This window comes from Streptomyces recifensis, from assembly GCF_002154615.1.
GTDB classification, from domain to species: Bacteria; Actinomycetota; Actinomycetes; order Streptomycetales; family Streptomycetaceae; genus Streptomyces; species Streptomyces griseoluteus.
Window position 1 is genome coordinate 1 of the sequence record NZ_MUNH01000224.1, and the last position, 14,039, is coordinate 14,039.

Annotated in this window: 16 protein-coding genes; 15 read left to right on the forward strand and 1 reads right to left on the reverse strand. The window is 71.8% G+C overall.

Features of this window, described 5'->3' with window-relative positions; genetic code table 11:
- The coding region (locus CCN33_RS13475; RefSeq protein WP_140394538.1) for a GTP-binding protein at positions 1 to 774 on the reverse strand (774 nt) is incomplete at its 3' end.
- A 279-nt stretch (positions 775 to 1,053) separates the two neighbouring features.
- Between CCN33_RS13475 and pgsA the strand changes: the two genes are divergently transcribed.
- The 15 genes from pgsA to CCN33_RS32010 form a co-directional block, all read left to right on the forward strand.
- Positions 1,054 to 1,722 carry a phosphatidylinositol phosphate synthase gene (gene pgsA, locus CCN33_RS13480; RefSeq protein WP_086693870.1) on the forward strand — a complete coding sequence of 223 codons (669 nt, stop codon included), beginning with the start codon at positions 1,054 to 1,056 and terminating at the stop codon, positions 1,720 to 1,722.
- Positions 1,719 to 2,627 (forward strand): phosphatidylinositol mannoside acyltransferase, encoded by a 909-nt coding sequence (locus CCN33_RS13485; protein WP_086693871.1) that lies wholly within the window; start codon positions 1,719 to 1,721, stop codon positions 2,625 to 2,627. The genes pgsA and CCN33_RS13485 overlap by 4 nt, the downstream gene beginning before the upstream one ends.
- Complete coding sequence (locus tag CCN33_RS13490) at positions 2,624 to 3,832, forward strand: glycosyltransferase family 4 protein (RefSeq protein WP_086693872.1); 1,209 nt, start codon at positions 2,624 to 2,626, stop codon at positions 3,830 to 3,832. The genes CCN33_RS13485 and CCN33_RS13490 overlap by 4 nt, the downstream gene beginning before the upstream one ends.
- A complete protein-coding gene (locus CCN33_RS13495; protein WP_030810699.1) occupies positions 3,829 to 4,371 on the forward strand; it encodes a LemA family protein in 543 nt (180 codons plus the stop codon). The genes CCN33_RS13490 and CCN33_RS13495 overlap by 4 nt, the downstream gene beginning before the upstream one ends.
- A 128-nt stretch (positions 4,372 to 4,499) precedes the next feature.
- A complete protein-coding gene (pdxS, locus tag CCN33_RS13500; RefSeq protein ID WP_030810697.1) occupies positions 4,500 to 5,405 on the forward strand; it encodes a pyridoxal 5'-phosphate synthase lyase subunit PdxS in 906 nt (301 codons plus the stop codon).
- Positions 5,406 to 5,417: 12 nt separating this feature from the next.
- Complete coding sequence (gene pdxT, locus CCN33_RS13505; RefSeq protein ID WP_086693873.1) at positions 5,418 to 6,023, forward strand: pyridoxal 5'-phosphate synthase glutaminase subunit PdxT; 606 nt, start codon at positions 5,418 to 5,420, stop codon at positions 6,021 to 6,023.
- A gap of 80 nt (positions 6,024 to 6,103) precedes the next feature.
- Positions 6,104 to 6,856, forward strand: coding sequence for a YebC/PmpR family DNA-binding transcriptional regulator (locus CCN33_RS13510; RefSeq protein ID WP_086693874.1), 753 nt, complete (start codon positions 6,104 to 6,106; stop codon positions 6,854 to 6,856).
- Positions 6,857 to 6,996: 140 nt separating this feature from the next.
- On the forward strand, positions 6,997 to 7,572 hold the full coding sequence (gene ruvC, locus CCN33_RS13515) for a crossover junction endodeoxyribonuclease RuvC (RefSeq protein WP_086693875.1): 576 nt from the start codon (positions 6,997 to 6,999) through the stop codon (positions 7,570 to 7,572).
- On the forward strand, positions 7,569 to 8,174 hold the full coding sequence (ruvA, locus tag CCN33_RS13520) for a Holliday junction branch migration protein RuvA (protein ID WP_086693876.1): 606 nt from the start codon (positions 7,569 to 7,571) through the stop codon (positions 8,172 to 8,174). Before ruvC ends, ruvA begins: the two co-directional genes overlap by 4 nt.
- A gap of 30 nt (positions 8,175 to 8,204) precedes the next feature.
- Positions 8,205 to 9,275: a Holliday junction branch migration DNA helicase RuvB gene (gene ruvB / locus CCN33_RS13525; protein WP_086693877.1), complete on the forward strand. Its 1,071-nt coding sequence runs from the start codon at positions 8,205 to 8,207 to the stop codon at positions 9,273 to 9,275.
- Between the two features lie 163 nt (positions 9,276 to 9,438).
- Positions 9,439 to 9,981, forward strand: a complete 543-nt coding sequence (gene yajC, locus CCN33_RS13530; RefSeq protein WP_086693878.1) for a preprotein translocase subunit YajC — start codon at positions 9,439 to 9,441, stop codon at positions 9,979 to 9,981.
- A 144-nt stretch (positions 9,982 to 10,125) separates the two neighbouring features.
- Complete coding sequence (gene secD, locus CCN33_RS13535; RefSeq protein ID WP_208621747.1) at positions 10,126 to 11,907, forward strand: protein translocase subunit SecD; 1,782 nt, start codon at positions 10,126 to 10,128, stop codon at positions 11,905 to 11,907.
- Positions 11,908 to 11,910: 3 nt separating this feature from the next.
- Positions 11,911 to 13,020, forward strand: coding sequence for a protein translocase subunit SecF (secF, locus tag CCN33_RS13540; protein WP_086693880.1), 1,110 nt, complete (start codon positions 11,911 to 11,913; stop codon positions 13,018 to 13,020).
- On the forward strand, positions 13,017 to 13,556 hold the full coding sequence (locus tag CCN33_RS13545; RefSeq protein ID WP_086693881.1) for an adenine phosphoribosyltransferase: 540 nt from the start codon (positions 13,017 to 13,019) through the stop codon (positions 13,554 to 13,556). The genes secF and CCN33_RS13545 overlap by 4 nt, the downstream gene beginning before the upstream one ends.
- A gap of 240 nt (positions 13,557 to 13,796) precedes the next feature.
- Positions 13,797 to 14,039: hypothetical protein (locus CCN33_RS32010; protein ID WP_167387848.1), on the forward strand; the 243-nt coding region annotated here is incomplete at its 3' end.

A 14,039-nucleotide genomic window follows, 5' to 3' on the forward strand; every position in this document is an offset into this window, starting at 1 on the left:
GACCTGCTCGCCGCCCAGGTAGCGGTCCATGAGGGTCTCGTCCTCGCTCTCGGCGATGATCCCCTCGATGAGCCGGTCGCGCGCCCCCTCCAGGGCGGGCAGCTGGTCCCCGCCGGGTTCGGACTCCTTGCGTTCGCCGGGGGAGTAGTCGAAGAGCTTCCGCGAGAGCAGGCCGACCAGGCCGGTCACCGGGGCGTGGCCGTCGGGACCGGCGGCGCCGCGCAGCGGGAGGTAGAGGGGGAGGACGGCGTCGGGGTCGTCGGCGCCGAACGCCTCGGCGCACACCCGGGTCATCTCCTCGAAGTCGGCGCGGGCGGACTCCAGGTGCGTGACGACGATGGCGCGGGGCATGCCGACGGCCTGGCACTCCTCCCACACCATCCGGGTCGCGCCGTCCACGCCGTCGGCGGCGGAGACGACGAAGAGGGCCGCGTCCGCCGCGCGCAGACCGGCCCTCAGCTCCCCGACGAAGTCGGCGTATCCGGGGGTGTCGAGGAGGTTGATCTTGATGCCGTCCCATTCGACGGGCACCAGCGAGAGCTGTACGGAGCGGTGCTGGCGGTGCTCGATGTCGTCGTGGTCGGAGACGGTGCCGCCGTCCTCGACGCGGCCCGCCCGGTTCACCGCCCCCGCGGTGAGTGCGAGGGCCTCCACCAGGGTGGTCTTGCCCGATCCGGAGGGGCCGACCAGCACCACGTTCCGTACGGACGCGGGGTGGTCGGCCGTCACTGCTCTGCCGGCGGCTCCGGGGTGTGTGTGCGTCTTGTCGCCCATGGTTCTGCCTCCCGTGCACGGTGAGGTCATCGGGGACGCGAACGCGGCGGGGTCCCGCGTGGGTGCGGCGGCTCCGGCGGCGCCCGCGGTCCTTCGAGCTTTCCACTCCCGTCATGCCACGTCCATACGACGGACCTCGAAGGCCCCGCGGCACCGTGTGGATGGTCACGGATCGTGCCGTGGCGGAGGAGGCGGGCCCCCGTGCGCGGGCGCGCGTGGCTACGATGGGCCAGCCGGCGGCCACCACGGGCCACGGCGACACCGACCGTCGGGAAGGCCATGCTGAACAAGTACGCGCGTGCATTCTTCACGCGTGTCCTCACGCCGTTCGCCGCGTTTCTCATCCGGCGGGGGGTGAGCCCCGACACGGTGACGCTCATCGGCACCGCCGGTGTGGTCGCGGGTGCGCTGGTCTTCTACCCCCGGGGAGAGTTCTTCTGGGGAACCATCGTGATCACGCTCTTCGTCTTCTCCGACCTGGTCGACGGGAACATGGCCCGCCAGCTCGGCCGCTCCAGCCGCTGGGGCGCCTTCCTGGACTCCACCCTGGACCGAGTCGCCGACGGCGCGATCTTCGGCGGCTTCGCCCTCTGGTACGCGGGCAACGGCCAGGACAACGTGCTGTGCGCGGTCTCCATCTTCTGCCTGGCCAGCGGCCAGGTGGTGTCGTACACCAAGGCGCGCGGCGAGGCGATCGGGCTGCCGGTGGCGGTGAACGGTCTGGTGGAGCGGGCCGAGCGGCTGGTGATCTCGCTGGTCGCGGCCGGTTTCGCGGGCCTGCACAAGTTCGGGGTGCCAGGCATCCAGTACCTGCTGCCGGTCGCCCTGTGGATCGTCGCGGTGGGCAGCCTCGTCACCCTGGTCCAGCGGGTCGTCACGGTGCGCCGGGAGTCCGCCGAGGCGGAAGAGGCGGCCCGGCTCGGCACCGGGAGCGAGGCGACCGAGTGACCGCCGCCGAACGCCTGACCGACGGGCTGTACGGGGTCGGCTGGAGCACCGTCAAGAAGCTCCCCGAACCGGTCGCCGCCCGGCTGGGCCGTACCGTAGCGGACGCCGCCTGGAAGCGGCGCGGCAAGGGTGTCCAGCGGCTGGAGGCCAACTACGCGCGCGTGGTGCCCGGCGCCTCCCCGGAGCGGCTCGCGGAGCTGTCCCGCGCGGGCATGCGCTCCTATCTGCGGTACTGGATGGAGTCCTTCCGGCTGCCCGCCTGGAGCGCGGAGCGGGTGCGCACCGGCTTCGACCCCAAGGGCGCGCACTACCTGACGGACGGCCTGGCCGCGGGCAAGGGCGTGATACTGGCGCTGCCGCACCTGGCCAACTGGGACCTGGCCGGCGCCTGGGTCACCACCACCCTCGGCATCCCCTTCACCACCGTCGCCGAGCGCCTGAAGCCGGAGACGCTGTACGACCGGTTCGTCGCCTATCGCGAGGGCCTGGGCATGGAGGTGCTGGCGCACAGCGGGGCCTCCGCGTTCGGCACCCTGGCCCGGCGGCTGCGCGACGGCGGCCTGGTCTGCCTGGTCGCGGACCGGGACCTGTCCGCCGCCGGCGTCGAGGTCGACTTCTTCGGCGAGCGCGCCCGGATGCCCGCCGGGCCCGCCCTGCTCGCCCAGCAGACCGGCGCCCAACTGCTCCCGGTCACCCTCTGGTACGACGACTCGCCGGTGATGCAGGGCCGGGTGCACCCGCCGGTCGAGGTGCCCGGAACGGGTACGCGGATCGAGAAGACGGCCGCGATGACCCAGGCGCTGGCCGACGCCTTCGCCTCCGGGATCGCCGAGCACCCGGAGGACTGGCACATGCTCCAGCGGCTGTGGCTCGCCGACCTCGACCCGGCGAAGGGACCCGCGTGAGAATCGGGATCGTCTGCCCGTACTCCTGGGACGTGCCCGGTGGCGTCCAGTTCCACATCCGTGACCTCGCCGAGTACTTCATCCGCCTCGGCCACGAGGTCTCGGTGCTCGCCCCGGCCGACGACGACACCCCCCTGCCGCCCTACGTGGTCTCGGCGGGCCGCGCGGTGCCGGTGCCGTACAACGGGTCGGTGGCCCGGCTGAACTTCGGGTTCCTGTCGGCGGCCCGGGTGCGGCGGTGGCTGCACGACGGCGCGTTCGACGTGGTGCACATCCACGAGCCGACCTCGCCCTCGCTCGGCCTGCTCACCTGCTGGGCGGCGCAGGGACCCATCGTGGCGACCTTCCACACCTCCAACCCGCGCTCCCGCGCCATGATCGCGGCCTACGCGATCCTCCAGGCCGCGCTGGAGAAGATCAGCGCCCGGATCGCGGTCAGCGAGTACGCCAGGCGCACCCTGGTCGAGCACCTGGGCGGGGACGCGGTGGTGATCCCCAACGGGGTCGACGTGGACTTCTTCGCCGACGCCGAGCCCAAGGCGGAGTGGCAGGGCGGCACCATCGGCTTCATAGGGCGCATCGACGAGCCCCGCAAGGGCCTGCCGGTGCTGATGCGGGCCCTGCCCAAGATCGTCGCCGCGCACCCGGAGGCCCGGCTGCTGGTAGCGGGCCGGGGGGACGAGGAGGCGGCCGTCGAGGAACTGCCCGAGGAGCTGCGCTCGCGCGTGGAGTTCCTCGGCATGGTCAGTGACGAGGACAAGGCCCGCTTCCTGCGCAGCGTCGACCTGTACGTCGCGCCCAACACCGGCGGCGAGAGCTTCGGCATCATCCTGGTCGAGGCCATGTCGGCGGGGGCCCCCGTGCTCGCCTCCGACCTGGACGCCTTCGTCCAGGTCCTCGACCAGGGCAAGGCCGGCGAGGTCTTCGCCAACGAGGACGCCGACGCGCTCGCCGGGAAGGCCGTCGCCCTGCTCGCCGACCCGGAGCGACGGGCGGAGCTGCGGGAGCGGGGCAGCGCCCATGTGCGCCGCTTCGACTGGTCCACGGTCGGCGCCGACATCCTCTCGGTCTACGAGACGGTCACCACCGGCACCGCCGCGGTCGCCACCGACGAGCGGCCCGGCCTGTGGTCGCGGTTCGGCCTGGCCCGCGAGCGGGACGCGGAGACCGGCACCCCGTCCTCCACCGATAACCTTCGCGCGTGATCCCCACCCTCATCTGGATTCTCGTCGCGCTGCTGGCGATCGGCGTCTACCTGAGCTGGACCGCCGGACGGCTGGACCGGCTGCACGTCCGCATGGACGCCGCCCGCGCCGCCCTGGACGCGCAGTTGCTGCGCCGGGCGTCCGTGGCGCAGGAACTCGCCACCTCCGGCGTCCTGGACCCCGCCGCCTCCATAGTGCTCTACGAGGCCGCGCACGCCGCCCGGCAGGCCGAGGAGGAGCAGCGGGAGGTCGCGGAGAGCGAGCTGAGCCAGGCCCTGCGGGCCGTGTTCGAGGACGCCCGCCAGGTGGAGGGCGTACGGGCCGCCCCCGGTGGCGAGGACGCGGCGCACGAGCTGGCCGAGGCGGTGCGCCGGGTGCCGATGGCCCGCCGCTTCCACAACGACGCCGTGGGCGCCGCCCGCCGGCTGCGCGAGCACCGCAAGGTCCGCTGGTTCCGGCTCGCCGGGCACGCGCCGTTCCCGCTGGCCTTCGAGATGGACGACGAACCGCCAGCCGCGCTGGTCGAACGGGTCGCCTGAGCGGGATCCCCCAGGGGCACGCCGGGACAAAACGATCCACCGGCTTTCCATTGGCCCTTGATGTGGCCCGGCCCGGTCGCGTTTCCTCGGCGGTGCAGAAACCGTCTTACCCACCAGTGAGGTCACGCGTGTCCATCATCGACAACCAGGGTCCCGAGACCGGCACCGCCCGTGTGAAGCGCGGCATGGCCGAGCAGCTCAAGGGCGGCGTCATCATGGACGTGGTCAACGCCGAGCAGGCGAAGATCGCCGAGGACGCGGGCGCCGTGGCCGTCATGGCCCTGGAGCGGGTCCCGGCCGACATCCGCAAGGACGGCGGCGTGGCGCGCATGTCCGACCCGGACATGATCGAGGGCATCATCGACGCCGTCTCGATCCCGGTCATGGCCAAGTCCCGCATCGGCCACTTCGTCGAGGCCCAGGTGCTCCAGTCCCTCGGCGTCGACTACATCGACGAGTCCGAGGTGCTCACCCCGGCCGACGAGGTCAACCACTCCGACAAGTGGGCGTTCACCACCCCCTTCGTCTGCGGTGCCACCAACCTGGGCGAGGCCCTGCGCCGCATCGCCGAGGGCGCGGCCATGATCCGCTCCAAGGGCGAGGCCGGCACCGGCAACGTCGTGGAGGCCGTACGCCACCTGCGCCAGATCAAGGGCGAGATCGCCAAGCTGCGCGGCTGCGACCACAACGAGCTGTTCGCCGCCGCCAAGGAGCTGCGCGCCCCCTACGAGCTGGTCAAGGAGGTCGCCGAGCTGGGCAAGCTCCCCGTCGTCCTGTTCTCCGCCGGTGGCGTCGCCACCCCGGCCGACGCCGCCCTGATGCGCCAGCTCGGCGCCGAGGGCGTCTTCGTCGGCTCCGGCATCTTCAAGTCCGGCGACCCGGCCAAGCGCGCCGCCGCCATCGTGAAGGCCACCACCTTCTACGACGACCCGAAGATCGTCGCGGACGCCTCCCGCAACCTCGGCGAGGCCATGGTCGGCATCAACTGCGACACCCTTCCCGAGACCGAGCGTTACGCCAACCGCGGCTGGTAGGACCTGCACACCATGAACACCCCCGTCATCGGCGTCCTGGCCCTCCAGGGCGACGTACGGGAGCACCTCATCGCCCTGGCCGCGGCGGACGCCGTGGCCAGGCCGGTCAGGCGCCCCGAGGAACTCGCCGAGGTGGACGCCCTCGTCCTGCCCGGCGGTGAGTCCACCACCATCTCCAAGCTGGCCGTCCTCTTCGGCCTGATGGAACCCCTGCGCGCCCGCGTGCGCGCCGGGCTGCCCGTCTACGGCACCTGCGCCGGGCTGATCCTGCTCGCCGACAAGATCCTCGACCCGCGCTCGGGCCAGGAGACCATCGGCGGCATCGACATGATCGTCCGCCGCAACGCCTTCGGCCGCCAGAACGAGTCCTTCGAGGCTGCGGTCGACGTCAAGGGCGTCGAGGGCGCTCCCGTGGAGGGCGTCTTCATCCGCGCCCCGTGGGTGGAGTCCCTGGGCGCGGCCGCCGAGGTGCTCGCCGAGCACGACGGCCACATCGTCGCCGTACGCCAGGGCAACGTGCTCGCCACCTCGTTCCACCCGGAACTGACCGGCGACCACCGTGTGCACGCGCTCTTCGTCGACATGGTCCGCGCGAACCGGACACCGGAGTCCTTGTAGGATCTGCGGCGGTACCCCTCAGGCTCTCCCAGCGCCGGGGGAGTCCGTATCGGATCGGGTTACGCGAAGGAGACAGGCAGATGTCCGGCCACTCTAAATGGGCTACGACGAAGCACAAGAAGGCCGTGATCGACGCCAAGCGCGGCAAGCTCTTCGCGAAGCTCATCAAGAACATCGAGGTCGCGGCCCGCATGGGCGGCGTCGACATCGAGGGCAACCCGACGCTCTACGACGCCATCCAGAAGGCCAAGAAGCAGTCGGTCCCCAACAAGAACATCGACTCCGCTGTCAAGCGCGGCGGCGGCCTCGAGGCCGGCGGCGCCGACTACGAGACGATCATGTACGAGGGCTACGGCCCCAACGGTGTCGCGGTGCTCATCGAGTGCCTCACCGACAACCGCAACCGTGCCGCCTCCGACGTCCGCGTCGCCATGACCCGCAACGGCGGCAACATGGCCGACCCCGGCTCGGTGTCGTACCTGTTCAACCGCAAGGGCGTCATCATCGTCCCCAAGGGCGAGCTGACCGAGGACGACGTGCTCGGCGCCGTCCTGGACGCCGGTGCCGAGGAGGTCAACGACCTCGGTGAGTCCTTCGAGGTGCTCAGCGAGGCCACCGACCTGGTCGCGGTCCGCACCGCCCTCCAGGAGGCCGGCATCGACTACGACTCCGCCGACTCCAGCTTCGTCCCGACCATGCAGGTCGAGCTGGACGAGGACGGCGCCCGGAAGATCTTCAAGCTGATCGACGCCCTCGAGGACAGCGACGACGTCCAGAACGTCTTCGCCAACTTCGACGTGAGCGACGACGTCATGGAGAAGGTCGACGCGTAACACCGCCACGGGCTTCGCCGCGGGCATGGGCCGACGGGTTTTCCCGTCGGCCCGTCGCGTTGCCGGGGCCGGGTTGCGGGGCGTTGTCGGTGGCACCCGATAGCCTGCACAAACAAATGATCGAGCCCAGGGGGCGACAGGTGCGAGTGCTCGGGGTGGACCCCGGACTGACGCGGTGCGGGGTGGGCGTGGTCGACGGGGTGGCGGGACGACCGCTCACCATGGTCGGTGTCGGTGTCGTCCGTACGCCCCCCGACGCCGAGCTGAGCCACCGGCTGCTCGCCGTCGAGCAGGGCCTCGAACAGTGGCTGGACGAGCACCAGCCGGAGTTCGTCGCCGTGGAGCGGGTCTTCAGCCAGCACAACGTCAGCACCGTCATGGGCACCGCCCAGGCCAGCGCCGTCGCCATGCTGTGCGCCGCCCGGCGCGGCATCCCGGTCGCCCTGCACACCCCCAGCGAGGTCAAGGCCGCCGTCACCGGCACCGGCCGCGCCGACAAGGCGCAGGTCGGCGCCATGGTCACCCGGCTGCTCCGGCTCAGCGCGCCCCCCAAGCCCGCCGACGCCGCCGACGCCCTCGCGCTCGCCATCTGCCACATCTGGCGCGCCCCCGCCCAGAACCGGCTCCAGCAAGCGGTCGACCGGCACACCGCCCAGAAGACGGTCCAGAGAACGGCACCGCGCACCGCCCACGCAACGAAAGGCCCAACGGCATGATCGCCTTCGTCAGCGGCACCGTGGCCGCCCTCGCCCCCGACTCGGCGGTCGTCGAGGTCGGCGGGGTCGGCATGGCCGTCCAGTGCACGCCCGACACCCTGGCGAAGCTCCGCGTCGGCCAGGACGCCCGGCTGCACACCTCGCTCGTCGTCCGGGAGGACTCGCTCACCCTGTACGGCTTCGCCGACGACGACGAGCGCCAGGTCTTCGAGCTGCTCCAGACCGCCAGCGGCGTGGGCCCCCGCCTCGCCCAGGCCATGCTCGCCACCCACCGCCCGGACGCGCTGCGCCGCGCCGTCGCCACCGCCGACGAGAAGGCCCTCACCGCCGTGCCCGGCATCGGCAAGAAGGGCGCGCAGAAACTGCTGCTGGAGCTGAAGGACCGCCTCGGGGCCCCCGTCGGCGCCCCCGCCGTCGGCGCCCCGGCCGGCCAGGGCTGGCGCGACCAGTTGCACGCGGCCCTCATCGGCCTGGGCTACGCCACCCGCGAGGCCGACGAGGCCGTCACCGCCGTCACCCCCCAGGCCGAGGCGGCGGGCGGCGCCCCTCAGGTCGGCCAGCTCCTCAAGGCCGCCCTCCAGACCCTGAACCGCGCCCGCTGACCCGCGCGCATCCCGCTAGGAGCACCTGAAGTGAACTGGGACGACACGACGGACGGCGCCGCCGCGGAACGGCTGGTGGACACCGCCGCCGACCGGGAGGACCAGGCCGTCGAGGCCGCCCTGCGCCCCAAGGACCTCGGCGAGTTCATCGGCCAGGAGAAGGTGCGCGAACAGCTCGACCTCGTGCTGCGCGCCGCCCGCGCGCGCGGTGCCACCGCCGACCACGTGCTGCTCTCCGGCGCGCCCGGCCTCGGCAAGACCACCCTGTCGATGATCATCGCGGCCGAGATGGGCGCCCCCATCCGCATCACCTCCGGCCCCGCCATCCAGCACGCCGGCGACCTCGCCGCGATCCTCTCCTCCCTCCAGGAGGGCGAGGTCCTCTTCCTGGACGAGATCCACCGCATGTCCCGGCCCGCCGAGGAGATGCTGTACATGGCGATGGAGGACTTCCGGGTCGACGTCATCGTCGGCAAGGGCCCCGGCGCCACCGCCATCCCGCTGGAGCTGCCCCCGTTCACCCTGGTCGGCGCCACCACGCGCGCGGGTCTGCTGCCGCCCCCGCTGCGCGACCGCTTCGGCTTCACCGCGCACATGGAGTTCTACGAGCCGCGCGAACTCCAGCGGGTCGTGCACCGCTCTGCCGCCCTGCTGGACGTCGAGATCGACCCGTCCGGCGCCGCCGAGATCGCCGGCCGCTCGCGCGGCACGCCCCGCATCGCCAACCGGCTGCTCCGCCGGGTGCGGGACTACGCCCAGGTCAAGGCGGACGGCCTGATCACCGAGGACATCGCGGCCGCCGCCCTCGCCGTCTACGAGGTGGACGAGCGCGGCCTCGACCGGCTCGACCGGGGCGTGCTGGAGGCGCTGCTGAAGCTGTTCGGCGGCGGCCCGGTCGGCCTCTCCACACTGGCCGTCGCGGTGGGGGAGGAGCGGGAGACGGTGGAGGAGGTCGCCGAACCGTTCCTGGTGCGCGAGGGCCTGCTCGCCCGCACCCCGCGCGGGCGCGTGGCCACCCCGGCCGCCTGGGCCCACCTGGGGCTCACCCCGCCGCAGCGGCCGGCCACGGGAAACGGACAACAGGACTTGTTCGGGGCGTGAGAGCGGCGCAGTGGCCCCAGGAGGAACCCAGGTGCCATGCTGAGCGTTGTTCCATGCGCGCGGACTCGCTTAGACTCCGCCGATGCCGCCCTTGCGGGCGACGCCGACCAGCCCCCTCCAACAGGCCGCTCCCCGCGCGGTCGCGCGAAGGAAATTCCGTCCCGTGAATGTCTATACCCTTCTCCCCTTCATCGTGCTCATCGCGGTCATGTTCCTGATGACGCGCTCGGCCAAGAAGAAGCAGCAGCAGGCCGCCAACATGCGGAACGAGATGCAGCCCGGTTCGGGCGTCCGCACGATCGGGGGGATGTACGCGACGGTCAAGGAGGTCACGGAGGACACCGTCCTCCTCGACGCCGGGCCGGGCGTCGAGCTGATCTTCGCCAAGAACGCGATCGGCGCCGTCCTCTCCGACGACGAGTACAACCGCATCATCCACGGCATCGAGCACGACCTTAAGTCGGACTCCGAGATCGTCCCGGACGACGCCTCTGCCCTCCCCGCCGCCGACGCCGAGCACGAGGCCGTCGACTTCGGCAAGAAGGACGCCGCCGAGGAGACCGCCGTGGCCGGGGACAAGACGCTCGCCGACAAGGCCGAGACCGTCGAGCCCGCCGTCAAGGACGACACCGTCGTGAACAAGGCGGAGACGGCCGAGCCGGCCGAGGCGCCGAAGAAGACCGACGGCGACACCGACGCGAAGTAGTCACGTCCCCGGGGCGTCCCGGCGCCTCTCACCGGGCGCGGGGCACGCCCCGGACGCCTCTGTTTCCCGCACGGAATCCCGACACCATGTCATGGCCACCGGCGCCCACGGCGTACCGGGCGGCCCGAGAGGGAGTACGAGAAGGTGGCAGCACCTAAGAAGGGCCGGGGCGCGAGTGCCCAGAGCAAGCCAGGGCGCTCGCTGGTCCTCATCCTGATCGCCATCGTGGCGATGACCGGGGGCATGTTCCTCGCCGGTCACACCACCCCGCGTCTCGGCATCGACCTTGCCGGCGGTACGAGCATCACGCTCAAGGCGAAGGCCGACCAGGGGTCGGCGATCAACAAGGCCAACATGGACACCGCGGTCGACATCATGAACCGCCGTGTCAACGGCCTTGGTGTCTCCGAGGCCGAGGTGCAGACCCAGGGCGACGATCACATCATCGTCAACATCCCCAAGGGCACCAACTCCAAGGAGGCCCAGCAGCAGGTCGGCACCACCGCCAAGCTGTACTTCCGCCCGGTCCTGGCCAGCGAGCCCAGCGGCGGCGCGGCCCCGAAGCCGTCGCCGAGCTCCTCCTCCGGCGCCAGCGGCTCCCCGAGCCCGGGCGCCAGCCCCTCCGGCGACCAGAAGGCGACCTCGCCCTCCGGCGCCCCCTCGCCGAACGCCACGGCCACCTCGCAGGGCCGCGCAGTCAGCGACGCGCTGAAGGCCGACGCCACCCCGTCGCCCACCGGCTCCGCGAGCGCCAAGTCCTCCGGCGCCCCGGCGAGCCCCTCGCCCACGCCGAGCGCCAACGCGGAGGCCGCGAAGCTCCAGGCCCAGTACGCGGCCCTGGACTGCACCAAGCCCGCCGAGCGTGCCAAGGTCGGCAAGGCCGGCAAGCCCGGTGAGCCCACCGTGGCCTGCGGCGAGATCAACAAGGTCTGGTACAAGTACGTGCTCGGCCCCGCCGCCGTGGACGGCACCGAGGTGAAGAACGCCAAGGCGGTCTTCGACACCCAGGGCGCCTCCGGCTGGCAGGTGCAGATGAACTTCACCTCCTCCGGCGCCAAGAAGTTCGCCGACATCACCGGCCAGCTGGCCAAGAACCAGCAGCCGCAGAACGAGTTCGGCATCGTCCTCGACGGCGACGTGGTCTCCAGCCCGTACGTGCAGCAGGCCATCACCGGCGGCCAGGCCGAGATCTCCGGCCGGTTCACGCAGGAGGAGGCCCAGAGCCTCGCCAACATGCTGTCCTACGGCGCGCTCCCGCTGTCCTTCCAGGAGGAGACCGTCACCACGGTCACCGCGGCCCTCGGCGGCGAGCAGCTCAAGGCGGGCCTCCTCGCGGGCGCCATCGGCCTCGTGCTGGTCGTGATCTACCTGGTGGCCTACTACCGCGGCCTGTCGCTGGTGGCCATGGCCTCCCTGCTGGTCTCCGCGATCCTCACCTACGTGATCATGTCGCTGCTCGGCCCGGCCATCGGCTTCGCGCTGAACCTGCCCGCCGTCTGCGGTGCCATCGTCGCCATCGGTATCACCGCGGACTCGTTCATCGTGTACTTCGAACGCATCCGGGACGAGATCCGCGAGGGCCGCAGTCTGCGCCCCGCCGTGGAGCGGGCCTGGCCGCGCGCCCGGCGCACCATCCTGGTCTCCGACTTCGTGTCGTTCCTCGCCGCCGCCGTGCTGTTCATCGTCACCGTCGGCAAGGTCCAGGGCTTCGCGTTCACGCTCGGCCTGACCACCGTCCTCGACGTCGTGGTGGTCTTCTTCTTCACCAAGCCGCTCATGACGCTCCTGGCCCGCCGCCGGTTCTTCGCCGACGGCCACAAGTGGTCCGGCCTCGACCCGCGGAGCCTGGGCGCCAAGCCCCCGCTGCGCCGCACCCGCCGTCCCTCCGGTCCCACCACGGGCCCCGTCGACCCCAAGGGGGCGTGAGCGATGTCGAAACTCGGTAACCTCGGCGCGCGGCTGCACCGCGGCGAAGTCAGCTACGACTTCATCGGCAAGCGCAAGATCTGGTACGGCGTCTCCATCCTGATCACCATCACGGCCATCCTCGGCCTGGCGGTGCGCGGCCTGAACATGGGCATCGACTTCCAGGGCGGCGCCGTCTTCACCACCCCGACCAAGATGAGCGCCTCGGTCGCCCAGGTCGAGGAGTACGCCCACGACGCCTCCGGCCACGAGGCCGTCGTGCAGAAGCTCGGCAACGGCAGCCTGCGCGTCCAGATCGCCGGCCTCGACACCGCCAAGTCCGACCAGGTCAAGCAGACCCTGGCCAAGGACCTGAAGCTCGACCCCGAGCGGCTCAACGCCGACCTGGTCGGCCCGAGCTGGGGCGAGCAGATCGCCAACAAGGCGTGGCAGGGCCTGGCGATCTTCATGGTGCTCGTGGTGATCTACCTGGCGATCGCCTTCGAGTGGCGCATGGCCATCGCGGCCCTCGTCGCGCTGATCCACGACATCACCATCACCGTCGGCATCTACGCCCTCGTCGGCTTCGAGGTCACGCCCGGCACGGTGATCGGTCTGCTGACCATCCTCGGTTACTCGCTCTACGACACGGTCGTCGTCTTCGACAGCCTCAAGGAGCAGACCAAGGGCATCACCAAGCAGACCCGCTTCACCTACAGCGACATCGCCAACCACTCGATCAACAGCACCCTGGTGCGCTCCATCAACACCACGGTGGTCGCCCTCCTCCCGGTGGCGGGCCTGCTGTTCATCGGCGGCGGTTTCCTCGGAGCGGGCACCCTCAACGACATCTCCCTGTCGCTGTTCGTCGGCCTCGCGGCCGGCGCGTACTCCTCGATCTTCATCGCCACGCCGCTCGTCGCCGACCTCAAGGAGCGCGAGCCGGCGATGAAGGCCCTCAGGAAGCGGGTCATGGCCAAGCGCGCCCAGGCCGCCGCCGGAGAGGCCCAGGGGGAGTCCCGGTCCGCCACCGGAGAACCGTCCGACGGCGCGGCGCCAGCTGTGGTGGGCCCGCGCGACCAGTCCGTGACCCGCAACCGGGGCCGCGGCCGACCCTCTGGAAAGCGCCGATGACCTCCATCCAGGAGCTCCTGCTCAGCCGTATCCGCGACGTGGCCGACTACCCGGAGCCGGGCGTGATGTTCAAGGACATCACCCCGCTCCTGGCCGACCCCGCCGCGTTCACGGCCCTCACCGACACGCTGGCCGAACTCGCCACGGCCACCGGTGCCACCAAGATCGTCGGCCTGGAGGCGCGGGGCTTCATCCTGGGCGCGCCGGTCGCCGTCCGCGCCGGTCTCGGCTTCATCCCCGTCCGCAAGGCCGGCAAGCTCCCCGGAGCGACGCTGCGCCAGGCGTACGACCTGGAGTACGGCTCCGCCGAGATCGAGGTGCACGCCGAGGACCTGTCCGACGGCGACCGCGTGTTCATCGTGGACGACGTGCTCGCCACCGGCGGCACCGCCGAGGCCGCGATCAAGCTGATCGAGCGCGCCGGCGCACGCGTCTCGGGCGTCGCCGTCCTCATGGAACTGGGCTTCCTCCAGGGCCGCGCCCGCCTGGAGTCCGCCCTGAACGGCGCGCCTCTGGAGGCGCTGCTCCAGGTCTGAACCGGACCGAGCGGACCCTGAGCGGCCGCGAGCGCACCGGGCCTTCCCCGGCCCGCGCTCGCGGCCGCTCCGCGTTCCGCGGCCGGCGGAGTCCGGCCCACGGAATCCACCACCCGTCCCACGTGTTCCACTGGTGGACCGTTCTCCCCACCGCCTGAAGGCGATGGCGGGGCGCGGGATCGCTACCATGGGGTATCCGGAGCCTGACCGGGGGACCCGGATCGCGCACTAGGAGTCCTCTTGCCAGACGAGGCCCAGCCACTGACCGCCGCCAAGCCGGAGTCCGCCTCGGCGCCCGCGGTGAAGCCCGCGCCGAACGCGTCCGACGCGAAGAACGACCGGCGCGGCTCGGTCGAGCACGCCCAGTCGGCGCCGGTGGAGAAGACCGCCGACACCGCGCGCCCCAAGCCCGCCCCCGTGCGCCCCGCGGCCGGTCAGACCGCGCCCCGCTCCGGCTCCTCCAACCGCGTCCGCGCCCGCCTG